Below are 23,092 nucleotides of genomic sequence, written 5' to 3'. Positions count from 1 at the left end.
AACCCTCCGCACGGCCGCCGCCGGCGATGGCCGGCCGGCTTTCGGCGGCCCTCACGGGTGCCTCACGTCGAAGCCGAACCGCGGGTCGGCGACACCACGGCGGAAGGCCGTCAGCGCCGCCGGACCGCTGTCGATGCGCCAGTCGGTCTCGGTGTGCGCGTCGAACCAGAGGAAGCCGACGACGTCCCGGCGGCCGGTCACCCCGCGCACCAGATCCCTGATGTCCGCCGCCTTGCGGCCGCCCGCCGCCGACGCGGTCTCCGCGACGAGCACGGGGATCCGGGTGAAGGCCCTGACCTGTTCGACGGCGGGCCCGAAGAGGGTGCCGAACGTGTGCGGTCCGTGCCCGGTGTAGTAGCCGACCAGCCCCAGCCAGTCGGCGTACGCGTCGCCCGGGTAGTACGGCTCGAGCCGGGCGCCCTTGACCGCGTCGGCCGCCGAGGGGCTCCACACCCAGATCACGTCGGACACCCCCGTGTCCTGGAAGACGTCATGGATGCGCCGCCACGCGCCGACGAACTCCCCGGGCGTGGCCCTGCGCGAGCCCCACGGGTACCGGCCGCCGTTCATCTCCTGCGCGAAAGCCAGGGCCACCGGCACGTTGAGGTCGCGAACGCTCTGCGCGGTGCGCCGGACGTAGTCGTCGTCACGGCCGTCGGCGATCTCGCGCAGCGTCCGGTGCCACGGCTCCCAGACGACGTACGGCAGGATCCCGCGTCCGAAGACCGCCCGGACTTCGTCCGTCCGGAAGGTTTCGCCCCAGGCGAGGCGGCAGGACAGCAGGTTGGGAGCCTTGCCTGCCTTCGCGGTCCACGCGTCGAGGGCGCCCGTCGGCACGGTCGTGCCGGGAAAGCCGGCTCCGAGGTACTTGCGGCCGTGTGCGGGCCGGATCATCCAGGTCACGTCGAACGGCACGTACGGTGCCGTCCTCCTGACGGCTCCCTCGCCGCCGGCCCCGATCGGCGCCGTACGGCTCGGGGCGCAGCCCGCGGCCGAGGCCGCGCCGGCGAGCGTCCAGAGAAGAGCGTCCCTGCGACTGACGGGGGCCATGGGTCAGCCCCTCCCGGCCGGGACGACGGTCGGCAGGGCCGCGCCTGCCGTGCCTCCCGGCTCCTCGGGGCGGGGCAGGACGAGGACGCGGACCACGGCCGCCGCGTAGAAGAGACCGGAGCCGAGCGGCAGGGCGAAGTCCTCCGGCACCATCGTGTCCATCCGCCACAGGGCGGCACCGATCCACAGCGCGGTGACGGGTACGGTCCAGGCCCACAGCCCGGTCCACAGCCGCCGCGTGCTGTTCCTCCGGGCACCTCCCGAACCGGTGGGCTGCCAGCCCATGGCGCGGCGGCGCAGCACGTCCCACACGGCGAACACGTGCGACCAGCTGTACAGGAGCCGCGCCGCCCATGCCTCCAGCCGGTACGGGGCGCGGTGCCACAGCGGGTACACGACGACGAGGTAGACCACGCCGGGCAGCAGCAGCCACATGTTGGTGAGCTTGACCTGCTCGGGGAAGAACAGCAGCAGCACGGAAACGATCAGCGGGCCGGTGAAGATCATCAGGGCCGACTCGATGTAGTAGACGAACCCGGAGACGTAACACAGGCGGCTGGCGAAGCGCATCGGCACCCGCCAGAAGTTCTCGAGGCTGCCCAGCATGCTCATGGAGGCCATGCACCACCGGTACTGCTGGCTGTAGTAGGCACCGACGGTGTCCGGGCACAGACCCGTGGCGAGCGCGAGCGGCACGTACCGCAGGTCCCAGCCGCGTGCCCGCAGGTCGAAGCCGGTGTGCATGTCCTCGGAGTGCTCGATCAGGCTGGTGCCGCCGACCTCGGCGAGCGCGGTGCGGCGGTAGACGGCACACGAGCCGACGCAGATGGAGCCGTCGCTGCGCTGCCGGGAGACCTGCACCGACCGGTAGAACAGTTCCTGTACGGCACCGGCGCCGCGCTCGATCCAGTTCTGCTGGTCCAGGACCCGGAAGAACTGGGGCGACTGCACGATCCCGGTGCGGGGGTCCGCGTCCATGTACGGCAGCAGTTCGTCGAGCAGATCCGTCCGCGGGGCGAAGTCGGCGTCCAGTATCAGGATGAACTCACCGTCGGAGTGCGCGAAGCCGTGGCGCAGGTTGCCGGCCTTCTTGAACCAGCCGCGGTCGGGCCGTACCAGGTAGCGGAAACCGAAGTCCTCGGCCATGGCGGCGACTTCGGGACTGTCGGAGTCGTCGAGGACGAGGGGGACGACCCGCCCGCGATAGGCCTGTGCCATCCGCTGCAGGTGGGTCCAGGTGTTGTGCAGCACCGGGATCGGCTCCCCGCACACGGGGAGGAAGACGTCGACCGACGGATATTCCCGCGGCGCCCAGGAGCGCACCAGCTCGCGGTGGGCCGCGACGTCCAGGTCGGGGGTGAACAGGTCCAGCCTGAGCGAGATCAGGAAGCCGAGCGCGGACAGCAGCAGCACCGGAGTGAACGCCCAGATCCACGGACCGTTCCGGGCCGAGTCGACCTGGCTGTACAGGACGCAGACGAACCCGGCGAACGACGTCAGGCTGAGCAACCAGGTACGGCGTACGACGTAGGAGTACTTCTCGTCGTCGTCGGGCGGTGTCGGAAGCAGCCCTTCGGGACGCGCCGCCCGAGGCGGCCGCCGGGCCGCGGGACGCCACGGTCCGCGACGGGCCGGCCGTACGGACCCGGTGGACACAGGAACACGGTGGGCGGCCATGACGTAGGGCTCCAGGGGCGGCTGATGGGAATGCTGTCCGGACGTGCTGACGCGCATGACCGGCACCGTTCGGCCGGGGCAGCACGAGGCAGAGGTTAGAGACACGCACGGCGGCGCACGCCCGCGCGGGCGCCAAGAGGGGCTGTTGGGGCAGAGGTGCTGCACCAAGAAACGGGGCGTCTTCCGGAAGCCCGTGCCGGCCTCGGTTGTCGAGAGGTGGCCAGAAGTGATGGGTAGACGGGCCGCGTGCATGACATCTCATATACGACCCGGCGGTCGGCGGTCGGCGGTTGGCGGTCTCCGGGTCTGTCGGGCGACAGGACGGCACCGACGGCGGTCCCGTCCTGCGGGCCGCACCGGTCGAGGGGCAGACCCGCCGGAGCGGGCCAGGCTCCGTCGACGCCGCGCGCTCAGGCGGGCCGGCCCCGCACGAGCGGCGCGGCCTCTGTGAACAGGCGGGTCGGCGTTCCCTCCGGGGCCTCGAGGACGGCGCCGTCGGTCACGTTGAGCAGGGCATGAGCCGCCCAGATGAACCGGTAGCAGGGCACGGCCGACATCCGGTAGTCGGCGACGACCGCTCCGTCCCGATGGGTGATCGACCGCTCCAGGGAGAAACCGGGGCAGTCCACCCTGAGCGCGCCATCCACGGGACGCCACGGCCGGCTCCACGCCTCGCCGTGATCAGGTGTACCGCGCACGGTAGGGAGGCACTCCTCCAGCCCGCCCGCGTCGGCGAACGGGACGCCAGGAGCGGCGAGGTCGCGGAGCGGTTCACTGCGGCTCCACAGCCACTCGCGATCCCCGCGGTGCAAGGATGTCCAACGGCCCCCGAGCGCCGGGTCCGTGGTGCAGGTGAGCGGTTTCTCTCCGGACCCGTCGGTCACGTTGCCCGCCTTTCGCGGATGTGTCCTCGTGCCGTCGGGCTGAGCGGGGCCCCGGCGCTGGGAATCGACGGCCCCCCTCAGGAGTGCGCCGCGGCTTCCGGTGCGGCGAGCCGGTCGAGGTCCGCGAGGGCCTTGGCCAGCAGGTTGAGCATGGCGAGTTCGGCGCGGGCGGGGTCCTGGTCGCGGATGGCGTCGAGTACGGCGCGGTGACTGGGGACGGGGTCGTCCGTGGTGGAAGGCCGCGTCGGCCTCGGCTGCGGCCGCGGAGTCCACCTGTGCGTGTCCCATGGCCTCGAGGGCGGTCAGGTCGGCGTCGGTGCGGTGCAGGGCGGCCCGGTGTGCCGCGGCGGGCCCGATGATGGACCCTTCGGCGACCAGTTGCTCAAGCTCGCCCCGTACTCCGTCGCCCGCTCCCTCACGAGAGGCACCCTCCTCGCGATGCCCACCGCACGGCCCGCCCGTCTCCCCGACACCCTGAAGATCACTCTGTGGGACTTCACCTGGTACACCCGCACCGGTCCCGGTGAACCCTTCGCCGACCTGGACCAGGCCTTCGCCGAGGCGGTGGAACGCGGCTACAACACCGTCCGCGTCTGTGCCATGCCCTACCTGCTCTTCGGCTCCGGCCTCGACACCAGCCGCCTGCGCCTCGGCCCCCTGGGCGGCGACTACGGCCGGCGGGTGCGCTGGCGCCGCCGGGGGAGACGTCCAGGACACCGAGTTCGTCACGGTGCGGCAGTCCTTCCCGGTCGCCGCGGGTGGCGACGGCGACCGCGCCGGTGGTGCCCGCGCGGCCCAGGCGGTCCACCGGCGCGAGACCGTCGAGGACGCCGGAGAGGTATCCGGCGCAGAAGGCGTCCCCGGCCCCCACTGTGTCGGCGGCGGCGTCGTGGTCCAGCCCGGTGACCGTGGTCACCGGGACACGGTCGGCCTCGAACTCCGTGTTGAGGAGGAAGTTGTTGTCCGCTCGCACGGCCCAGCGGCCGCTCCTGGCGTCGAGCCGCCAGGAACTGAGCGAGTGGAATACCGGGGCGTCACCGTCGAACGAGAGTGGGGTCCACTGGTTGTACCCCGCTCCGTTCCAGGCGCATTCGGCCCAGCGGTCGCCCGCGTACACGACGGTGTCGGTCTTCGTGCCGTGCACCGTGAAGAAGAACCCGGACCGTGAGACGTGGGTGCAGTCGGCTTCCGTGCCGGCCATGACGGTCTCCGCGCGGTACGGGCCCTGCGGGTCGTCTCCCGCCGACTTGATGACGTGTGTTGCGGAGGCGTTCCAGCCGTGCAGGTCGGAACTCGCGATGTAGTAGTGACGAACGGCGTCGGTACTGTCACCGGGAGGACCGGGGACCCGCGGCGCGGCGCAGCCGGTTGGCGATGGCGAGTCCCAGCCCTTGTTCCGTCGGCAGGGAAGCGACTACGAGGTCGCAGCCCCGCCGGTCGAAGTCACGCAGGAAGCCGTACAGCCCGCGCGCGTAGGCGGCCGTCGAGCCGGGGACCGCCACCACGGCGTGCGCCCTCACCGGAGCGTCGGCGGAGGAGGCGGGAAGAAGGACACCCACCTGGTGCCCGAGCGCCTGCGCGTGCTCCGCTTCGGCGACGACCTTCTCCGGCTCGACGAGGACCACCCGTGCTCGCGGCGCGTAGTGTGAGGGATGCTGGCCCGGTACCCGGACGCGGCTGGCCGTAGGGACCGCTACAGGGCACCCCAGCACCGCTTCGAGGTCCTCGCGCGTCACCCCGCCGGGCCGGAGGACGCTCGGGACCCCGCCGGTGGCGTCGACGATGGTCGACTCGACGCCGACCGCGCAGGGGCCGCCGTCCAGCACGAAGTCGACGGCATCACCGAGTTCCGCCCGGACGTGGTGGGCGGCTGTGGGACTGACCTGGCCGAAGCGGTTGGCGGAGGGGGCCGCGACACCGCCGCCGAAGGCCGACAGCAGCGCGAGCGCGACGGGGTGGTCGGGTACCCGCACAGCCACCGTCCGGAGGCCGCCTGTGGCTTCGAGGGGCACCCGCCCACCGCGCCGCAGGACCAGCGTGAGTGGCCCCGGCCAGAAACGCTCGGCCAGCAGGAGGGCCGCCGCCGGAACCTCCTCGACCCAGTCGTCCAGGTGCTCCGTACCGCCGATGTGGACGATCAGCGGATGGGACGGGGGGCGCCCCTTGACCTCGAAGACACGCGCGACGGCGCTGCGGTCCTCTGCGTCGGCGCCCAGACCGTAGACCGTTTCGGTGGGGAAGGCCACCAGGCCGCCGGCGCGCAGCACTCCGGCCGCCGTCTCGATATCACTGGTTCTCACCGTCACCCTCGTAGTCCCTTCACTGTTCCGCTCTCCTGTCAACGCCCCCATGACCCAACGAGCCTGCCACTCCAACGTTGCGAGCGCGGGACCCGTACAGCAGTGCCGGGACGTCACCCGTTACCTCGGCACCGACGAACAGGTCCCGGCCGTGTCACATGGGTCGCGGCGATGCGGGAATCCGGTGATCGGACAACGACCTTGTGAAAAAAGGAGGCCTTCATGCAGAAGGGAAAGTGGATCACAGGCAGTGATCGCGCGCGGTTGGCGCGGGCCTTCGCCCGGGAGTACGCCGAGGGCCGGTCGATCCGGGTCATAGCCGAAACCCATGGGCGGTCCTACGGCTTCGTGCACAGCGTGCTCACCGAAGGGGGCGTACGCCTCAGGTCCCGCGGGGGCGATGTGCGCGCCGGCGCTGCCCGGTCGGAGCCGTGACCGCGGCCGGGCGGGGAAAGCGCATGCGGTGATCGATCGCGGGCACTCGGTCTTCCCGGTGGAAGTGTCCGCCCGTGGCCACCGTGACGCCATCCGATGGAGCGGCGCGCGTGCTCGGAGGTGCCGCGGGCATACGTGTCGCGGGCCCGGTGGGACGGACCGCATGTCGAGAGGGATGGTCACTGTGCTGCTGCCCGCGGAGAAGGAATTGCGTGCTGTGCTGGCCCGCTTCGCCGAGGCCCGCTTCCGGCACGACCTGCAGCCCACCGGCTACTCGAGCCGGGTGCTGGAGGACACCTCCGTCAGACTGTGCGTCATGACCGGTACCACGTCGGTGGACCAGGCCCTCGTCGAGGCCGACGCCCTCCTGGACCGGATGCGGGAGGACCGTCGCACGGCCACTCGAGCACCTCGGACCCTGGCTGCCTGACTTCGACGAAGGGCAGCTGTGCGGCGCGGGTCGCGGTCACCCACGAGGTGTCGTTCCCACCCGCCGGCGCGGATCGAGCAGGCCCGGCGAGACCGTCGCAGCAACCGTCCCTGCGCATCAGCCGCCCCATCCCGAGCCGGTCCTTTCCGGCCTTGGCCGTGCGCTGGGCGGCGGGTTCGAAGGCTGCCGTCAGTTCCTCGGTGCTGTACGGCACTCCGCCCCTGAGGACCGCCACGGTACGGACCAGGGTGGTGAAGTCGGTGAACGGGGCGCCGTCCACGACGGCCAGGTCGGCGAGCCTGCCCTCCTCGAGGGTGCCCAGGTCGCGGTCGGCACCGAAGAGGCGGGCGGGCACAACGGTGGCGGTGCGCAGGGCCTGGGCCGGGGACAGGCCGCCTTGGTGCAGGGCGCGCAGCCCGAGGTGGAAGGAGAGGCCGACGGGGACGAGCGGCTGGCCGGTGCCGAGGGCGAGGAGACCGTCCGCGGCCAGGATCCGCCGTGCCCAAGGAACACGGCAGCGTACGGCGGGGTCAGATGCCGGGTTCGACGGTACGGGCGGTACGGGCCGTGGCGCGGAGTACCGGGTCGTTGCGGAGCCGCGCGAAGGTGATGAGCAGGGTCAGTGCCTGTACGACGGCGCATGCCCCGATGACCTGGGTCAGGTGGGACGGCGGGGTGACGGCGAGGAGAATGCCCGCCAGGGGGAACGGCAGCAGCAGGATGAGGATGGTCAGCGACAGCGTCGTGCCGAACATCGCGGGCGGGATGATCAGCGAGCGCAGGGTGCGCAGGACCACCGTGAGCCCGCCGTCGGCGGCCATGAAGAGGGCGACCAGGGCTGCGTAGCCGGTGTAGGCGGAGGCCAGCGGTATGGCGAGGCAGGCGGCGGCCGCTACGACCGCGCTGATCACCCCGACCCCCCACAGGCCGAGCCGGTCGAGGGCGAAGCGGCAGCAGGTGACGGCGACCAGCGTGGCCGCGGCGGCGATCGACCAGAGCGTGCCCACGGCGACCGGGGACCGGCCGAAGCGGCCCTCCACGAGGATGGGACTGGCCGACTGGAGCAGGCCGAGTGCCAGGTTCGAGCAGGCCAGGCCGGCCACGAGGCGCCGCAGGGAGGGCAGGGTGCGCAGCGTCTGCCACCCTTCCCGCAAGCCGCCGCGGTGTCCCGGTCCGGTCTGACGGGCCGTGCGCAGGGGTGTGGGCGGCGTCTGCAGTGCGAGGCCGGCGGAGAGGAACGACAGCACGGCCAGGCAGGCGAGCATACGGGTCGGCCCGGTCAGGAGAAGGAGGCCGCTCACGGCCGGGCCGACCAGGGTGGCTGTCTGGTCGATGCCGATCAGCACCGGCTGCACCTTGTGGGAGCGGCCCTGCAGGCGGCGGCCGACGATCGCGCCCACCGCCTCGTTGGCGATGAAGCTGAACTGGGTCAGGGCTCCCGTCACGGCGGCCAGTGCCATGACGGTGACGGTCTCGCCCGTTCCGGTCGGCAGCACCACCAGGATGACCGCGGCGCCCGCCACCACCAGGGCGCGGGCGAGTGAGGCGAGGAAGCACACGATCGCCGCGCCGCTGCGGTCCACCAGGTCCCCGGCGAAGCCGAAGGCGGCCACGCGGGGGATCCACTCCAGGGCGAAGGCCAGTCCGGTCAACGACGCGGAGCCGGTGGTGGCCAGTACGACGAGCGGCATGGCGTAGGTCGCCATGGAGTAGGCGAGTGCGTCGCACGCCCGAGGGGCGTAGACCCGTCGGAGGAGGCTGCCCGTGGGCATGGCCGCATGCCGGCCGGCGGGCTGCATCTCGTACAGGGATACGGTCACGAAGTAGGGGGCTTTCGGTGAGCGGGGGCACGAACGGACGGCGGGACGTTTTCCGCGGATCACGCGGACAGGGATGTTTGCGCCATTCCGGACATGCTCATGACACAACGCTGGGTCACGTGAACTCCGCTCGAAACGGGAGCCGAAGTCAGAAGAACGCCGATCAAGATCCTTGTTGAGGCCTCAACTACGGCGCGGTCACAAGATAGCGGAAGATGCCTTTCCGTGAGAGCGGCGGGAGTGTCCGGGGAGTGTTGTCCGCTCGGTAATGGGGGCGGGTCCCTGACGGGGCGCCACTGTACAGGTGAAAAGGTGCCCGTGAGGGGCCGTCATGCGCTTGAGGGGTGCGGGCGGCCGGTGCGCCCGGTGCGGGCATGGGAGGCCGCCGCGGGGCCCGGTGATGCCGCGGGACCCTCGGCCGGCGGCTCACGGGGTCTGCCCGCTTCCGGTGAACATGGCGAGGAGGCCGCGGGGTGCGTCGTCTCCGCAAGGCAACTCGTTGATGTGGATGCCTTCGGCGGCGGCGGCGCTCCGCGTGAACATGTCCTGCTCGTATGCGGCGGGCGCCGGCTCGACGTCGTCGGGGCGTTCGGCGAGGGCCTTGAGGTCTCCGCCTCGTAGACCCTGGCCGGGATGCCGTGGACGTGCAGGACGCGGGCGAGCGTGAGGCCGCCGAGACCGGCACCGATACCCCGGTCCACGTGGGCGCCCTGCCGCCGGGTCGCTTCCCCTCCGGACCCGCTGGGTCCGGAGGGGAACCGGCCGTGTGCGTCAGCGGAAGTTCACGTCACTGCACAGGAAGTAGGTCTGGTCCATGTGCGAGGCCTGCCAGATCGTGTAGACGACGTGACGGCCGCTGTACCCCGAAGTGCTGACGGGGATCGAGTAGTTCTGACTGGGTGCGTACTTGCCGGTGCGGGCGACCAACTGGAGGTCGCTCCACTTCAGCGGCTGGGTGGTGGGGTCGTACCCCTGCCGCGTGACGTAGACCAGGAAGTAGTCCGCGCCGTGGCTGGCTTGGTCGTACAGTTGCACGGTGAAGTTGCTGGAGATGTCCGTCGTCTTCCACGGACCCACGGCGTCCAGGGAGTTGTAGCGGCCGCTCTCGGTGTGGCCGCCGCTGCACAGTTGCCCGTCGGGGATGACGGCCTGGAAATTGCCGGCGGAGCCGTTGCGGTACAGGCCGTTCCAGTTCCACATGGCGTTGGGGTTGTCCTGCCAGGCCTGCCAGCACATGGGGTCTTGCTGGGCCATGGCCGGGTTCTGGAAGTCGTTGCCCCAGCGCAGCCAGCAGCCGTAGTTGCGGGACGCCGGGTCGACGACCGAACCGTGGGCGTAGGCGGTACCGCTCCAGGGGATCAGGCAGAGGAGCATGGCGGCGAAGACGCTCAGAAGGAGCGTCGGACGCAACCGCGCCCGTGCGACATGATCACGACAGATCATGGAGTCCTTCTTTCGGATGTGGGGGTTGTCTTTCGTGTGGTGCTGTGGAGCTCGCGCGCAGTGGGAGCGCTCCCAGTGCACAGGCTGCGCCTCCCGCTCCGCCGCGGCAACAGGTTGATTACGCCACTTTGGCTTTCGCATGGCGCATTCGTTACGACGCAGCTGCCTGGCTGTGCCGCTTCCCGGGACGCCGTCCCGCCGGCGTTGCGGTCAGGACCGTGTGGTGCAGACCGTCCCGTTGAGGCGGAAGACGGTCGGCGTCGGCCTGCTCGACCACGTGTGCGGAGACCTGCGAGGAGGAGGAGCCGGAGGCCACCATGGTGTCGCCGGCGCCGCCGAGCGCGCCGAGGGCCTTGATGCCGTAGTAGGGGGCGAACGGGGTGTTGGCGGTGGGTTCGCACACGGACCCGGAGCAGCCGGCACTCGACAACATGCCCATGTCCCCGTAGTCCGTCTCGCCGTTCACGGTGGAGATGCTGCCCACCCCGTTGTGGGTGTCCCACCAGTCGACGGTGAACACGCCGTTCTCCAGGGCGGTCATCATGGCGTCCGCGGCGAAGAGGCCGTTGGGGCGGGTGGTGAACGGGGTGCCGCCCGTGCTCGCGTCCACCTCCGTCATGGCGATGCCGATCCGTGCCGAATCGGCCCCGGCGTAGCGGTCCAGCTGGCTCCGAACTTCCCGGAGTTCGCCGGGAAGCTGCGCGACCCTGTCCACGGCCGGTTCTCCGGCGGAGCCACCCGGATACCAGTGCACGCTCAAACCAGAACTGTGAAAGCGCTCCCATAATGGGGAGGCGGGCAGGTGGTGTCAACGGCCGGGACGCCGAAGCGCGAACGCGGGGCACGCGCGCCCTTTGCGCAAGTCAGCAGGCTGGTACGGGGCCGTCCGGCGTTGTCCCGCACACCTGGTGGAGGGGGCGTTCAGTGGGTCCCTCCGGGCCGGCCCCTCCAGGCCGGCCACCGGTGGCGGCGCTCTAGAGGGGACGGACCGTTGCCGGGCGGGAGCCGGAGGCGGAGGGGTGGGTGTGGGCGGCTTGCAGGAGCTTGGCGGCGCCGCGGACGGCTGCGGTGTGCGGGGCCGGAACCATGCGCAGCGGCGCGTGCAGCCGCCCGGTGAGGTGGTAGGTGATCTCCGGGTGCAGGGCGCCGCCACCCGCCAGGAGGACGCCGCGGTGGAGGGCGTCGACGGTGAGCGGGGTGCGGTCCTGGCGGAGCATCGCGGTCAGCATCGAGGCCACCGTCCCGGCGATCTGCTCGGCCGTGGTCGTTCCGTCCAGGTCGCTGGTGCCCAGGGCGGTGCGGCGCGCGTCGGTGACGGCGCCGTCGTCAAGCAGGACCACCTCGGTGACGTGGGCGCCGATGTCCAGCACCATCAGCGGCCGGGACGTGTCCGCACCGGCCGCCACGGCGATGGCCCGAGCCCTGGGCACCGTCAGGACGCTGTGCGGCCGCAGTACGTCGAGGGCGGTGCGGGCCTGGGTGCGGTAGGCGACGCCGTCCAGGGCGGGAGCGGTGACGATGACCATGGGGCGGGTGCAGCGGGGCAGGCGGTCGGTGAGCAGGCGCTGCAGCACGCGGGCGCACCCTGGGGCGTCGATGATGGTGCCGCGCTGGACGGGGTGCACAGCGCCGGGGCCGGGGAAGGCCACGGTGGGCACGTCGACGATGACGCCCCGGCCCGCGATCCAGGCCCGGGTGCGGGCGCTGCCCATGTCCAGGGCGATGCCGCAGCAGCGCCGGCATGTCGGCCAGGGCCGGTGCGGGGCGACGGCGTGCGGGCGGGACGCGCCGGTCATGCGGCCGCCTCCTTGACCTGCTGGCAGCGGGCGCAGTAGCGGGCCTGCGGCACGATCACCAACCGTTCCCGGTCGATGGGGCGCCGGCACAGGTGGCAGGTGCCGTACGTGCCGTCGTCCAGGCGGGCCAGGGCTGCTTCGACGTCGGTGAGGACCATGCGCGCGGAGGCGGCGAGCTTGATGTGCACCTCCCTCTGGGAGGCCGCCTGCTGCTGGAGCCGGTCCTCGGTGCGGGAGGCGACCGGTCCGGCGAGCTGCCGCAACTGCTCCTGGCGGAACAGGCGCTGCTCGTGCAGGTTCTCGCGCAGGGCCGCGAGGTCGTCGCACGACAGCTGTGCCGTGCTCTGGCTGATGGTCTGGCGGGTCACCACTTCACCCCTTCGAGGGCAGGGCGCGGGAGATCGAAACGGGCGGTGGTCAGATGGCGCGGCGCTGGCAGGGTACGCAGAAGCGGGTGTACGGGAGGATCTCCAGCCGTTCCGCCGGGATGGGCCTGGCGCAGTCCAGGCAGGCTCCGTAGGTGCCGTTCTCGACGCGGGCGAAGGCTTCCTCGATGTCTTTCAGGGTCCGCTCCATCGCGGTCCGCTGCTCGGACAGCAGGTAGTCGTCCTGGGCCTGTCCGGTCTCGCTGAGGGCCTGCAACTGCGCCAGTCGGGAGCTACGGGCGTGTTCCAGGCGCTGTCGCACCTCATGGGGGTGGGGTTCGGCGCGGGTGATATCGAGCGACATCGTCGATCCCTTTTCTCGTCCGGCTTGGTGCCTTCCACCCTGGCCGGGCCGGCGGCGGATACCCATCGGCCGCAGGCCCCATATACGCCGGGCCACGGCACCCATGCGGCAGGGTGGGTGGTGCGCGTCCCGTGAAATGGGGTCCGGGTCCCATCGACGGGGCACTCGGGACGGGGCAGGCTGGCCCCAGGATCACTTCGAGCATCCGGCACCGTGAACAGGGCGGCCGCACAGGACGAGGTGAAGCGAAAAAGGGGAGGCACACGGCCGGTGTCCTTGTTCTGGCGGATCTTCGCCCTCAACGCCGTAGTGCTGGGCACGGCCACGGCGCTGCTGCTGTGGGCACCGGTGACCGTTTCCGTTCCGGTCGTGCTCACCGAGGCGATCATCCTGGTCGCCGGTATGGCCGTGATGCTGGTCGCCAACGCCGCCCTGCTACGGCTCGGCCTGGCCCCGCTGGACCGGCTCACGAGATTGATGACCACCGTCGACCTGCTGCGCCCCGGCCAGCGGCTGCCCGCCTCCGGCGGCGGTGAGGTCGCCGAGGTGATCCGCACGTTCAACGCCATGCTGGAGCGGCTGGAACAGGAGAGGGCCACCAGCAGCGCCCGGGCCCTGCTGGCCCAGGAGGCCGAACGCCGCCGCATCGCACAGGAACTGCACGACGAGGTGGGCCAGAGCATGACCGCGATCCTGCTGGGCCTCAAGCGCGCCGCCGACGACGCGCCGGCGCCGCTGCGCAAGGAGCTCCACGAGGTGCAGGAGATCACCCGGGAGAGTCTGGACGAGGTCCGTCGCCTGGTACGACGGCTACGGCCCGGAGTGCTGGAGGACCTGGGGCTGGTCAGCGCCCTGACCTCGCTCGCCGAGAACTTCGCCACCCACACCGGGCTTCAGGTCACCCGCCGCTTCGACACCGACCTGCCGGACCTGAGCCCGGAGACCGAACTGGTCCTGTACCGCGTCGCCCAGGAATCCTTGACCAACGTCGCCCGCCACGCCGGCGCCCAGCGGGTCACCGTCGCACTGCGGCACACCGACGACAGCGTGGTGCTGACGGTCACCGACGACGGCTCCGGCATCCAGGCGCCCCATGAGGGCGCCGGCATCCGCGGCATGCGCGAGCGGGCCCTGCTCATCGGGGGCAGCCTCGAGATCACCCCGGCACCCCGCACCGGCACCCGGATCCAGCTCACCACGCCCGTTCCCAGGAAGCAGCCCTGACCATGCCTGAAACGACCACGCCCGACAAGCCGGGAACGAGCACGATCCGCATCCTGCTCGCCGACGACCACGCGCTGGTCCGCCGAGGTGTGCGCCTCATCCTCGACCAGGAACCGGACCTCGAGGTGGTCGCCGAGGCCGGTGACGGCGCCGAGGCCATCGAACTGGTCCGCACCCACGATGTCGACCTGGCCGTGCTGGACATCGCCATGCCCCGTCTGACCGGGTTGCAGGCCACCCGCGAACTGGCCGCCCTCAAGCCGGACCTGCGGATCCTGATGCTCACCATGCACGACAACGAGCAGTACTTCTTCCAGGCGCTGAAGGCCGGGGCGAGCGGGTACGTGCTGAAGTCCGTCGCCGACCGCGACCTGGTCGCCGCCTGCCGGGCCGCGATGCGGGACGAGCCCTTCCTGTATCCCGGCGCGGTCACCGCGCTGATCCGCAACTACCTCAACCGGGCCCGCCACGGCGAGGAGACCCCCGACCAGATCCTCACCCCCCGCGAGGAAGAGGTCCTCAAACTGGTGGCCGAGGGGCACTCCTCCAAGGAGATCGCCGACCTGCTGTTCATCAGCATCAAGACCGTCCAGCGGCACCGCGCCAACCTGCTGCAGAAGCTCGGCCTGCGCGACCGCCTGGAACTCACCCGCTACGCCATCCGCGCCGGCCTGATCGAACCCTGACCCACCGGCCCGCACCACCCACCGATCCACACCACCCACCACGACCGAAGGGGACGGTGCATGCAGCACACCGCGCGCACCGTCCCCGGCCCCCGCAGCGCCCGATTCCCCGCCGCAGCACTGCTGGCGGCCCTCGTGCTGGCCCTGCTGGCCACGCTCGGTGCCGCTGGACCGCCGCCCGGTGCGCCGGACGGGCCGGCAGCCGGAGCGGCAGCAGCCGATCACCACCGGGACACCGGGCCGCGCGCCGACGAGGGATACGACACCGGCCGCGGGCCGCGTACCGCGACCCGCCAGGAGCCGCACCGCGAGCATCCCGCTCCGCGCTGCCGCTGCGCCACCATCGCCCTGGGCGCGACCGGCACCGCACCGGGCACCGCGCGGTACCCGGTGTCGAGCGACCGCCTCCCCTCCCCGGAGCCGTACGCACACCATGACCGTGGGCGGGCACCTCCCGCGTCCTCCGGCACCTGATCCTGCTTCTCCCTCACCCTCTCCCCGACAGCACCCGCACGCCCGCGCGTGGCCCTGGTGCTGCGCCTGCCGGAGGCCTTTCGTTGAACCGTTCCCTGCGCATGAGGGCGTCGCTCGCCCTCGCCGTGCTCGCCGTCTCCCTGTACATCGCCGTCACCGTGCCGGTCCGCCTCGGCCTGGACCTGCGCGGCGGCACACAGATCGTGCTGCAGACCCGCTCCACCCCCACCACCGACGCCGACCGCGCTGCCACCGACCGCGCGCTGGAGGTGCTGCGCGGCCGCATCGACGCGCTCGGCGTCGCCGAACCCAGCCTCGTGCGCTCCGGCGAGCGGCGGATCATCGTCGAACTGCCCGGCGTCCAGGACCCGAAGAAGGCCGCCGACGTCCTGGGCCGTACCGCGCAGCTCACCTTCCACCCGGTGCTGGGCCTCGCCGACCGCGCCGGCGGCACCTCCGGGCCGCTGCCGAAGCGGCCCCATGAGCGGGTTCTGCCCGACGAGTCGGGCACGCCGCTGCGCCTCGGGGCCGCCGCCCTGACCGGTGAGCACGTCAAGGAGGCCGCCGCCCGGTTCGACCAGCAGGGCGGCGCCGGGTGGCACGTCACCGTCGGCTTCGCGGGCGCCGGTCGTGACGGCTGGGCCCGCCTGACGGGCGAGGCCGCCTGCCATCCGCCGGGCGACCCGGCGCGGCGGATGGCCATCGTCCTCGACGGCAAGGTCATCTCCTCGCCCCAGGTCGATCCCTCCGTCGCCTGCGAGACCGGCATCCGCGACGGCGCCACGCAGATCACGGGCTCCTTCGGCCCGGAGGCAGCCCGCGAGCTGTCCCTGCTCATCAACGGCGGGGCGCTGCCCGTACCGGTCGAGACGGTCGAACAGCGCACCGTCGGCCCGACCCTGGGCGCTCGGGCCATCACGGCCGGCGCCTGGGCGGCGGCCATCGGAACGGCACTGACCTCGCTGTTCATCATCGTCGTCTACCGGCTGATGGGCGTGCTGGCGGCCGCCGCCCTGGCCTGCTATGGCCTGGTCTCCTACGCCGCCCTGGCCGCGCTCGGCGCCACCCTGACCCTGCCCGGCCTGGCCGGTTTCGTCCTGGCGATCGGCATGGCCGTGGACGCCAACGTGCTGGTCTTCGAACGGGCCCGCGAGGAGTACGCGAGCCGCCGTCGCCCCAGTACCCGCTCGGCACTGGCGGCCGGGTTCCGCAACGCCTTCAGCGCGATCGCCGACTCCAGCATCACCACACTGATCGCGGCAGCCCTGCTGTTCTTCCTCGCCTCCGGGCCCGTTCGGGGCTTCGGTGTCACCCTCGGCCTCGGCGTACTCGCCTCCACGTTCAGCGCTCTGGTGATCACTCGCGTGCTCGCCGAGTACGCCGCCGGCCGCCCCGGCCTGCGCCGCCGTCCCCGCCTCACCGGCATCGCGGCCACGGGCGCCGTCCGTGACCGCCTCACCCGACGCGACCCCCACCTGATGCGTCACCCCCGCCGCTGGCTGGCCACCTCGGCCGCCGTGCTCGTCCTGGCCGCCTCGGGCATCGCTGCGCGCGGCGTCGACCTCGGTGTGGAGTTCACCGGTGGCCGCCTCATCGAGTACGCCACCACCAGCCCCGTCGACCCGGACCGGGCCCGAACGGCGCTCGAGGACGCCGGATTCTCCCACGCCGTCGTGCAGTCCTCCGGCGACACCGGCCTGACCGTGCGCACCGATCCGCTGACCGACGCCGAGGACGCCCAGGTCACCGGTGCCGTGCGCGACCTCGCCGACGGGGCGGTCAAGGTCCGCGACGAGCTCATCGGCCCCAGCCTCGGCCAGGAGTTGCGGCGCGGCGCGCTGACCGCCCTCGCGGTGGCCCTCGGCGCGCAGCTCGTCTACCTCGCGGCGCGCTTCCGCTGGCTGTTCGGCACCGCCGCGGTCGCCGCGCTCGCCCACGACGTGGTGATCCTCGTCGGGGTCTTCGCCTGGCTCGGCAAGCCCGTCGACGGGGTGTTCCTGGCCGCCCTGCTCACCGTCATCGGCTACTCGGTCAACGACTCCGTCGTCCTCTTCGACCGCGTCAGGGAACTGGCCCGCAAGTCTCCCGGGGCGCCACTGCGCGGCGTCGCCAACCGGGCGATCCTGCAGACCCTGCCCCGCACCGTGAACACCGGCATGGGCGCCGCCTTCATCCTCACCGCCCTCGCCGTGCTCGGCGGGTCCTCGCTCACGGACTTCGCCCTGGCGCTCCTCATCGGCCTGGCCGTCGGCACGTACTCGTCCGTCTTCACCGCGGTCCCGGTGGCCATGGAACTCCACCGGCGCGGCGACCGGGCCCGTCCACCCCGCCGGCCCTGACCCGCCGGGGCCGCGACAGGCCCGCGCCACAGGCGCCGGGGACGCCCCGGCCCACCAGGTCGGCCGGCGGCACGGCGCTCATGGGGCCGCACCCCCGGCATCGCCCTTGCCGCCGCTGTCCGACGCAGAAAGCCGGCTGCCGGCGCGGACGGAGAAGGCCGACCCGGATCTCGAGGTCACGTTCAAGGACTACGGCACGCTGCCCGTCGAGGAGGGCGCCCGTCTCTACGGCCTGCACACCGAGACCTCCTGGGGCGCCGACGACATCCGTCTCCTCGCGGTCGGACGGGACGGCAGGACCGTGGCGGTCGTCGACTGGGGCCGGATGGGAGGTTTCCAGGACGCGCCGCTGAAGGCCTTCAAGAAGACGGTCACCACGGCCGTGAACAAGCTCCACTGACCGCACGACCCGGGCCGCCCCGCCCTCCCGCCACGGGGGTGGAAGGGCGGACCGCCGACGATCACCACACGCTGCGGCAGACGGAGAACACACATGAACAGCAAGACCCGCACAGCCCTGACCGCCGGCGTCCTCGCCGTCGCCCTCGGTCTCGGCGCCACCGGCCAGGCGGCTTCCGCCGGCACCCCGCGCAGCGTCGGCGGCAAGCCGTCGGACGACATCACCCGCATCGCCGACTTCTACGGCGCCTACATCGACGCGGTGACCGACGAGGACAGCGGCGGCTTCGGGGCCGCACTGCGCAGCCACTACCTCACCGCCGACTTCCAGAAGGAACTGAACACCTGGGAGGAGAAGGAGCACGCCGACGGAATCCTGCGCGCCCAGAACGTCCCGCTCGCCTGGAAGGTCACCGACAACGGCACCGCCGACCACATGGAGGCCGTGGTCACCCTCACCTGGAGCAAGAACAGCACCACCAGGCTGGTCGTCGACATGACCCGCGACAGCCGCAAGATCTTCCACATCGGGGAGAAGGGCATCGGCGTGGCCGTGCGGCGCCGCACCGGGACGGGGCCAGGGGGCGTCCGCCGAACGAGCCCGCCGCACGGCGACGACGACGCGTCGGCCGCCTGCGCGATCCGCTCCGTGTCCGCGACGGTGAAGGGGCTGGAAGAGGCCGAGTCGGCCACCGGGCCGGTGAGGGGCACCGCTCGCGGCCTGTGGGCCAGGCCGCATAACCTGGGGTCCGTGCCCCGCCGTGCGAAGAGACCCCGTCGGCTGGTCGCCGACGGGCGCGCGTATCTGTGGACGCTCCGCCACGGCCACAACGTGGCGGACAGCGGCCGGATCTGCCGCGAGACCCTCACGCTCCATCCGCAGCCGGCCGGTACCGGCGGCCCGCTGCGCATCGTCTTCACCGAGGGCCCGGGCCGGTACGTCCCGGGCGGGGCTCCGCTGGGTTCCGGGGACGTCGGATACGGAGTGGGCCCAGTACACCGTCGAACGCCCCTCATTCGCCCCTGCGATGTCTGCCCTGGCCTTCGACGACGGCCAACTGGTGGGCGCGGTGATCTCGTTGGACTTACCGGAGACCGACGAGGGCTACATCGAGCAGGTGGCGGTACGCGGTGACCACCGCAACCAGGGCATCGCCCGCCTGCTGCTGCGTCACGTCTTCCGGGCCTTCCACCGGTGCGGCCGGCGCATGTGCACCCTGGACACGCACTCCGACACCGGCGCGCTCACACCGTACCTGCGCGTGGGCATGAAGGTTCGGCACAGTTCCACCGTCTACCAAAAGAGCCTACGGATGGTATAGCCGTGCACCATGTGCCGAGTCAAAGCCCCTGCACAGCAGGAAAGTTGACGGCCTGGGGCGGCAAGGCGCTCGGCTATGCTCGGACCGTTCGAACAGGCATCGGCCGGTGGGCGCCCAGACCGCCGGGAAAGAAACGTGAGCGAGCGCGTGAGATCCGGAGATGGCGATCACCAGACGGCGACGAGTTCGGCACGCGGTTCGCAACGGCTGATCGCCGGCCGGTATCAGCTGCGTGAGGTTCTCGGCCGGGGCGGTATGGGCACGGTCTGGCGGGCCCACGACCAGTCGCTGGACCGCCCGGTGGCTGTCAAGGAGCTGCACGTCCTCCCCTACAGCGACGAGGAACACCGCGTACTGGTGCGCCGGGCGACCCGTGAGGCGCGGGCCGTCGCCCGCGTTCCGCACCCGCACGTGGTCGGCGTCCACGACCTGGTCGAGTTCGAGGACCGGTTGTGGATCGTCATGGAACTCGTCGAAGGGCCCTCGCTGGCACGTCGCGTCGCCGAGACCGGGCCGTTCCCACCGGAGTCCACGGCCGCCATCGGTGTGCAGCTGCTCGACGCGCTGGAGGCCGTACACGCGGTCGGTGCCCTGCACCGTGACGTCAAACCCGCCAACGTGCTGCTGCGCCGTGACGGCAGCGCCGTCCTCACCGACTTCGGCATCGCGGCCCTGGACGACGGCGAGTTCCTGACCACCACCGGCGAAATGGTCGGCTCCCTGGAGTTCATGGCGCCCGAGCGGGTGACCGGAGCGGAGGCCGGTCCGGCCTCGGACCTGTGGTCCCTGGGCGTCACCCTCGCTGCGGTCTGCGGAGGCCAGTCCCCGTTCCGCAGGTCCGCGGGGCCCGCGACGCTGCATGCGGTCGCCTACGAGGAACCCGTTCTGCCGGAGCGGCTGGGTCCGCTGCGCCCGGTCGTCGACGCGCTGCTGCGCAAGTCTCCGCAGGAGCGTCCTTCGGCGGCCGCCGTGCGTTGCGAATTGCGGCGCGTCGCGGCGGGGGAGGCGGGCACCGGGCCACTGCCGCCGGCAACTGTGCGGGGGCCGCGGGCTTCGGCCTCGTTGGCGGACGCGGACACGGTCACCCGGGGCAGGCGGCCAGTCGTCGAGCACGGTCAGCCTGTGCCGACGGCGTGGGGCACCACGTCGCTCGCACCCGCACGGACTCGGTCCTCCCGCCCGGTCGGCAGCAAACTGCTGTGGTGGGCCCTGGCCGGCACGGCGGTGTCGGTCGCCGGGACCTTTGGCGGTCTGTTTCTCGCCGGGTTGCCGCCGTTCAAGGCGGGCCCGAAGACGACGACCGTCAGTCAGGTCGTCCAGTCGGCGACCGGCTGGCAGCCGGTGATCGGTGTTTCCGTCGAGCGGGGTGACCAGGTCACCGTGCGGTTCGTCTCGGGGGAGTGGACGGCCGACCACCGGAACATGCCCATGACCGGGTCGAGTGGTTACGACGCGGCGACCGACAAGCGGTTCGAAGGGGCGAAGGACTGCAAGATCAAGCCCACGGCACCGTTCGGTGCTCTGCTGGCGGTTCTCGCAGGCGTGAAGGACGCTCCTGTCGACACCGTCGGACGGAAGCTGAGCTTCCGGGCCGCCGGGAACGGCACCTTGCAACTGGGCATGAACGACACCGCCGGATCCTGCTCCGAGGACAACAGGGGCGCGCTGAACGTGCGGGTGAGTGTGACGCACCAAGGCTGAGCGCCAAGACACAGCCGACGGTGCCGAGTGACGCCTCGGGGCCCGGCAAGGTCCTCCTTCGCCGGGCCCCACGTGGTCAGGAGGGCAGTGTCCAGCTCTGGTTGGCCGCTCCCGTGCAGGACCAGATCTGCAGCGGGGTCCCGTTGGCCGAGCTGGGCCCCGTCACGTCCAGGCACTTGCCCGACTGCGGATTGACCAGGGAGCCGTTCGCGCCGGGCTGCCAGACCTGCGAACCGGTACCGTTGCAGTCGTACAGCTGCACCTTGGTGCCGTTGACAGTGCCGGCCGAGGCCACGTCCATACACTTGCCGAGTGCGCCGAGCGTGCCGGCGCTGCCCACGGTCCAGTTCTGCGCGGCGGTGCCGTTGCAGTCGTAGAGCTGGACGGGGGTGCCGTTGGCGGTGTTCGCGCTCGCCACGTCCGCACACTTGCCGCCGTACCCGTGGAGGGGACCGGTCGCGTTCGAGGGCGGGGTGACCGGACCGGACTGTCCGGCTGCCCACTTGATCTCCTGAACGAGCAGCTGGTTCTGCTGGGCGCTCGCGAAGGTGGAGGACAGAGTGGTGTCGGTCGAGTAGTCCATGGCGTTGTGGCCGAAGTTGTTGTAGACCATCCGGTAGTGGCGGTTGGACCACACGATCGGGTAATAGCCGCTGTACCAGGTCTGGTCGGGGTCGGTGCCGACCGGGAAGGTGGACGGGTCCAGCGAGGCCAGGATGTCGATGTCCGGGTTCTGCCGCAGGTCGTTTTGCCAGCTGTACCACTCACTGACCGAGGACGTGATGGTGGCGGGCAGACCCGCGGTCGCCGGGTGGCCGGCATCCTCGATCCGCAGGGTTTCGGAGGTCGGCCCCCAGGAATTGCTCTGGAACGTACCGGTACCGAGGAACGTGTTGTGGTACCAGGGCCAGTCGCTGGTGTCGTCGTTGTACGCCGAGACGTGGAAGCCGATGTAGCCACCGCCGCCCGTGACGTACGTCTGGAAGGCTGAGCGCTGCGCGGCGGTGTGCGGGTAGTCGTCTAGGAACATGACGACCTGGTAGTCGGACAGGTTCGCGGTGTTGAGCCGACCCCAGTCCGTGGTGGCGGTATAGGTGAACCCGTTCTCCGCGCCCGCCTGGGGGAACCAGGTGTTGGCCTCGTGGTCGAAGCTGATGTGCGCCGCGTCGTAGGTGCCGTCGTAGAAGGCGATCACCTTGAAGGGCGTGGCGGCGTGGGCGCTGTACGCGGGCACTGCCTGGATGCCGAAGAGGAGGGTGAGCAGGGCGAGCAGTCTCGATAAGCAGTGGCGCACGGGTGCGTGGGCGGGGGAGGGAATCATGCGGGACCTTCCTGGGGCGCGACCGTGGGGAGCCGTGCTGTGGTGCCGCGTTGCGAGATGAGGGGAGGGTACATGTCACAGTTGGTCTAGGCCAATAGGTGTGCGTCCTGCTCCGCCGTCGGACGGTTCGTTCGGGAGGTGTGCTCCGGCCGCGACGAGGAGTTCGGCCGTCTCGGGATGGGGGCCGTTGTTCGCCCAGTCCAGAGGGGACCAGCCCGTTCCGTGATCTTCACGGAGGTTCGGGTCGGCTCCATGCGTCAACAGTTCGCGCACCGTCTCGGTGTGCCCCCAGCACGCGGCTGCGCACAAGGGTGTGCCCTCCGAGCCGACGCCCCTGCTCTCCCTGTCAGGGGAGGCGCCCGCCTCCATGAGCAAGCGTGCAACCTCCGGTTCCCCCTGTACGGACGCCAGGTACAGAGGGGTGGTGCCGTCGCCGCTCGCGGCCTCAGGGTGCGCTCCGACCCGCAGAAGCGCCTGCACGCGTGCAGGGTCGGCCGCCAGAATTGCCTCGAAGAGATCGTGGGAGAGCTTCTTTTGCCGCCGCCGTTTCACGGTGGGCAAGGCTAGCGACGGTCGACGTGCTTCCGCCGGCGGCAGCCGCCGGCTGAGAGCTGCGACCAGCGCGGTCGCCTCGGAATTACGGCCCGTGCGGGGCACGGTCCGTCACTGAATCCATGGCCGGAACGCTGCGTCGAGTGATCGGCTTTGCATGGCCGGGGCGCATCAGATGCAGGAGAGGGGGAATCGTGCATGGCGCGCGCATGCCCTCCATCCCGTGGAATTAACTCATATTTTGTGTGCTTGTAGGGGTGAAGTAAGGGCATTCGATGGTCAGGAGGTTGATGACGATGGTTCCCCTGCTTCTGGTTCTTCTGCTGGCTCTGATCCTCTTCGGCGCGGGCTTCGCGCTGAAGGCGCTGTGGTGGATCGCGGTGATCGTGCTGATCGTGTGGCTGCTGGGCTTCGTCGTCCGGTCGGCGGACGGCGCAGGCCGCAAGGGCCGCTGGTACCGCTGGTAGACGCAAGCCCGCGGTGTGGAGCACCGCCGGCGGTGGAGAGTGA

General features: G+C 71.4%; 21 protein-coding genes and 7 pseudogenes. 13 read left to right on the top strand and 15 right to left on the bottom strand.

Features of this window, described 5'->3' with window-relative positions; translation table 11 throughout:
• Positions 1 to 51: 51 nt before the first annotated feature.
• The 4 genes and pseudogenes from ABZX30_RS33935 to ABZX30_RS33920 form a co-directional block, all read right to left on the bottom strand.
• The gene (locus ABZX30_RS33935; RefSeq protein ID WP_355940959.1) at positions 52 to 1,050 is read right to left on the bottom strand and encodes a glycosyl hydrolase; all 999 of its coding nucleotides are present in this window, start codon (positions 1,048 to 1,050) and stop codon (positions 52 to 54) included.
• A 3-nt stretch (positions 1,051 to 1,053) separates the two neighbouring features.
• Positions 1,054 to 2,784, bottom strand: coding sequence for a glycosyltransferase family 2 protein (locus ABZX30_RS33930; protein ID WP_355940957.1), 1,731 nt, complete (start codon positions 2,782 to 2,784; stop codon positions 1,054 to 1,056).
• Positions 2,785 to 3,137: 353 nt separating this feature from the next.
• The gene (locus tag ABZX30_RS33925) at positions 3,138 to 3,425 is read right to left on the bottom strand and encodes a hypothetical protein (RefSeq protein WP_355940954.1); all 288 of its coding nucleotides are present in this window, start codon (positions 3,423 to 3,425) and stop codon (positions 3,138 to 3,140) included.
• Positions 3,426 to 3,688: 263 nt separating this feature from the next.
• Positions 3,689 to 3,974: pseudogene (locus ABZX30_RS33920) on the bottom strand (GntR family transcriptional regulator); the annotation flags it as partial.
• 75 nt (positions 3,975 to 4,049) lie between these two features.
• Here ABZX30_RS33920 and ABZX30_RS33915 point away from each other — a divergent pair.
• Positions 4,050 to 4,301, top strand: a pseudogene (locus tag ABZX30_RS33915) (cellulase-like family protein); the annotation flags it as partial.
• A 13-nt stretch (positions 4,302 to 4,314) separates the two neighbouring features.
• Here the strand turns inward: ABZX30_RS33915 and ABZX30_RS33910 are convergent.
• A pseudogene (locus ABZX30_RS33910) lies at positions 4,315 to 4,488 on the bottom strand (PfkB family carbohydrate kinase); the annotation flags it as partial.
• Between the two features lie 451 nt (positions 4,489 to 4,939).
• Positions 4,940 to 5,917 carry an L-threonylcarbamoyladenylate synthase gene (locus tag ABZX30_RS33905; protein ID WP_355940951.1) on the bottom strand — a complete coding sequence of 326 codons (978 nt, stop codon included), beginning with the start codon at positions 5,915 to 5,917 and terminating at the stop codon, positions 4,940 to 4,942.
• 216 nt (positions 5,918 to 6,133) lie between these two features.
• Here ABZX30_RS33905 and ABZX30_RS33900 point away from each other — a divergent pair, with 216 nt between their 5' ends.
• Positions 6,134 to 6,346: a helix-turn-helix domain-containing protein gene (locus ABZX30_RS33900; RefSeq protein ID WP_355940948.1), complete on the top strand. Its 213-nt coding sequence runs from the start codon at positions 6,134 to 6,136 to the stop codon at positions 6,344 to 6,346.
• Between the two features lie 184 nt (positions 6,347 to 6,530).
• Positions 6,531 to 6,776: a DUF5133 domain-containing protein gene (locus tag ABZX30_RS33895; protein ID WP_355940962.1), complete on the top strand. Its 246-nt coding sequence runs from the start codon at positions 6,531 to 6,533 to the stop codon at positions 6,774 to 6,776.
• 94 nt (positions 6,777 to 6,870) lie between these two features.
• Here the strand turns inward: ABZX30_RS33895 and ABZX30_RS33890 are convergent.
• From ABZX30_RS33890 to ABZX30_RS33860, 7 genes and pseudogenes are all read right to left on the bottom strand, one after another.
• Positions 6,871 to 7,275 (bottom strand): annotated as a pseudogene (locus ABZX30_RS33890) (amidohydrolase family protein); the annotation flags it as partial.
• A gap of 31 nt (positions 7,276 to 7,306) precedes the next feature.
• Complete coding sequence (locus ABZX30_RS33885; protein WP_355940945.1) at positions 7,307 to 8,596, bottom strand: MFS transporter; 1,290 nt, start codon at positions 8,594 to 8,596, stop codon at positions 7,307 to 7,309.
• Positions 8,597 to 9,367: 771 nt separating this feature from the next.
• Positions 9,368 to 10,039: a lytic polysaccharide monooxygenase auxiliary activity family 9 protein gene (locus ABZX30_RS33880; protein ID WP_355940942.1), complete on the bottom strand. Its 672-nt coding sequence runs from the start codon at positions 10,037 to 10,039 to the stop codon at positions 9,368 to 9,370.
• 151 nt (positions 10,040 to 10,190) lie between these two features.
• Positions 10,191 to 10,799 carry a hypothetical protein gene (locus ABZX30_RS33875; RefSeq protein ID WP_355940940.1) on the bottom strand — a complete coding sequence of 203 codons (609 nt, stop codon included), beginning with the start codon at positions 10,797 to 10,799 and terminating at the stop codon, positions 10,191 to 10,193.
• Positions 10,800 to 11,013: 214 nt separating this feature from the next.
• Complete coding sequence (locus ABZX30_RS33870; RefSeq protein WP_355940937.1) at positions 11,014 to 11,835, bottom strand: rod shape-determining protein; 822 nt, start codon at positions 11,833 to 11,835, stop codon at positions 11,014 to 11,016.
• On the bottom strand, positions 11,832 to 12,206 hold the full coding sequence (locus ABZX30_RS33865) for a TraR/DksA C4-type zinc finger protein (protein WP_355940934.1): 375 nt from the start codon (positions 12,204 to 12,206) through the stop codon (positions 11,832 to 11,834). Before ABZX30_RS33865 ends, ABZX30_RS33870 begins: the two co-directional genes overlap by 4 nt.
• A 46-nt stretch (positions 12,207 to 12,252) precedes the next feature.
• Entirely contained in the window at positions 12,253 to 12,564 is a 312-nt protein-coding gene (locus ABZX30_RS33860) for a TraR/DksA C4-type zinc finger protein (RefSeq protein ID WP_355940932.1), read from the bottom strand.
• A gap of 270 nt (positions 12,565 to 12,834) precedes the next feature.
• On the opposite strand from ABZX30_RS33860, the gene ABZX30_RS33855 reads away from it, so the two are divergent.
• From ABZX30_RS33855 to ABZX30_RS33815, 9 genes and pseudogenes are all read left to right on the top strand, one after another.
• A complete protein-coding gene (locus ABZX30_RS33855) occupies positions 12,835 to 13,788 on the top strand; it encodes a HAMP domain-containing sensor histidine kinase (RefSeq protein WP_355940929.1) in 954 nt (317 codons plus the stop codon).
• 2 nt (positions 13,789 to 13,790) lie between these two features.
• Positions 13,791 to 14,474 (top strand): response regulator transcription factor, encoded by a 684-nt coding sequence (locus ABZX30_RS33850; RefSeq protein ID WP_355940927.1) that lies wholly within the window; start codon positions 13,791 to 13,793, stop codon positions 14,472 to 14,474.
• A 60-nt stretch (positions 14,475 to 14,534) separates the two neighbouring features.
• Positions 14,535 to 14,948 (top strand): hypothetical protein, encoded by a 414-nt coding sequence (locus ABZX30_RS33845; protein WP_355940924.1) that lies wholly within the window; start codon positions 14,535 to 14,537, stop codon positions 14,946 to 14,948.
• 101 nt (positions 14,949 to 15,049) lie between these two features.
• Positions 15,050 to 17,287 carry a protein translocase subunit SecD gene (gene secD / locus ABZX30_RS33840; RefSeq protein ID WP_355940921.1) on the top strand — a complete coding sequence of 746 codons (2,238 nt, stop codon included), beginning with the start codon at positions 15,050 to 15,052 and terminating at the stop codon, positions 17,285 to 17,287.
• Positions 17,288 to 17,429: 142 nt separating this feature from the next.
• Positions 17,430 to 17,687, top strand: a pseudogene (locus tag ABZX30_RS33835) (hypothetical protein); the annotation flags it as partial.
• 93 nt (positions 17,688 to 17,780) lie between these two features.
• Positions 17,781 to 18,233, top strand: a pseudogene (locus ABZX30_RS33830) (hypothetical protein); the annotation flags it as partial.
• Between the two features lie 204 nt (positions 18,234 to 18,437).
• Positions 18,438 to 18,668: pseudogene (locus ABZX30_RS33825) on the top strand (hypothetical protein); the annotation flags it as partial.
• 97 nt (positions 18,669 to 18,765) lie between these two features.
• Positions 18,766 to 19,008, top strand: coding sequence for a GNAT family N-acetyltransferase (locus ABZX30_RS33820; RefSeq protein ID WP_355940918.1), 243 nt, complete (start codon positions 18,766 to 18,768; stop codon positions 19,006 to 19,008).
• 147 nt (positions 19,009 to 19,155) lie between these two features.
• Entirely contained in the window at positions 19,156 to 20,709 is a 1,554-nt protein-coding gene (locus ABZX30_RS33815) for a serine/threonine-protein kinase (RefSeq protein WP_355940915.1), read from the top strand.
• Positions 20,710 to 20,785: 76 nt separating this feature from the next.
• Here ABZX30_RS33815 and ABZX30_RS33810 read toward each other — a convergent pair whose 3' ends face one another.
• A complete protein-coding gene (locus ABZX30_RS33810; RefSeq protein WP_355940912.1) occupies positions 20,786 to 22,030 on the bottom strand; it encodes a ThuA domain-containing protein in 1,245 nt (414 codons plus the stop codon).
• A gap of 75 nt (positions 22,031 to 22,105) precedes the next feature.
• Entirely contained in the window at positions 22,106 to 22,582 is a 477-nt protein-coding gene (locus ABZX30_RS33805) for an ankyrin repeat domain-containing protein (protein ID WP_355940909.1), read from the bottom strand.
• A gap of 296 nt (positions 22,583 to 22,878) precedes the next feature.
• Here ABZX30_RS33805 and ABZX30_RS33800 point away from each other — a divergent pair, with 296 nt between their 5' ends.
• Entirely contained in the window at positions 22,879 to 23,049 is a 171-nt protein-coding gene (locus ABZX30_RS33800; RefSeq protein ID WP_121790737.1) for a hydrophobic protein, read from the top strand.
• Positions 23,050 to 23,092 lie beyond the last annotated feature (43 nt).

It is taken from the genome of Streptomyces sp. NPDC004542, from assembly GCF_040610035.1.
Classification (GTDB): Bacteria; Actinomycetota; Actinomycetes; order Streptomycetales; family Streptomycetaceae; genus Streptomyces.
The sequence above is the reverse complement of the archived record's forward strand: the minus strand, read 5'-3'. Positions and strand labels throughout refer to the sequence as shown.

Excerpts from the sequence above, each read along its gene's own strand:
- ABZX30_RS33935 (WP_355940959.1), bottom strand. The coding sequence starts at position 1,050 with ATGGCCCCCGTCAGTCGCAGGGACGCTCTTCTCTGGACGCTCGCCGGC.
- ABZX30_RS33930 (WP_355940957.1), bottom strand. The coding sequence starts at position 2,784 with ATGCGCGTCAGCACGTCCGGACAGCATTCCCATCAGCCGCCCCTGGAG.
- ABZX30_RS33900 (WP_355940948.1), top strand. The coding sequence starts at position 6,134 with ATGCAGAAGGGAAAGTGGATCACAGGCAGTGATCGCGCGCGGTTGGCG.
- ABZX30_RS33880 (WP_355940942.1), bottom strand. The coding sequence starts at position 10,039 with ATGATCTGTCGTGATCATGTCGCACGGGCGCGGTTGCGTCCGACGCTC.
- ABZX30_RS33870 (WP_355940937.1), bottom strand. The coding sequence starts at position 11,835 with ATGACCGGCGCGTCCCGCCCGCACGCCGTCGCCCCGCACCGGCCCTGG.
- ABZX30_RS33860 (WP_355940932.1), bottom strand. The coding sequence starts at position 12,564 with ATGTCGCTCGATATCACCCGCGCCGAACCCCACCCCCATGAGGTGCGA.
- ABZX30_RS33850 (WP_355940927.1), top strand. The coding sequence starts at position 13,791 with ATGCCTGAAACGACCACGCCCGACAAGCCGGGAACGAGCACGATCCGC.
- ABZX30_RS33845 (WP_355940924.1), top strand. The coding sequence starts at position 14,535 with ATGCAGCACACCGCGCGCACCGTCCCCGGCCCCCGCAGCGCCCGATTC.
- secD (WP_355940921.1), top strand. The coding sequence starts at position 15,050 with ATGAGGGCGTCGCTCGCCCTCGCCGTGCTCGCCGTCTCCCTGTACATC.
- ABZX30_RS33810 (WP_355940912.1), bottom strand. The coding sequence starts at position 22,030 with ATGATTCCCTCCCCCGCCCACGCACCCGTGCGCCACTGCTTATCGAGA.
- ABZX30_RS33800 (WP_121790737.1), top strand. The coding sequence starts at position 22,879 with ATGGTTCCCCTGCTTCTGGTTCTTCTGCTGGCTCTGATCCTCTTCGGC.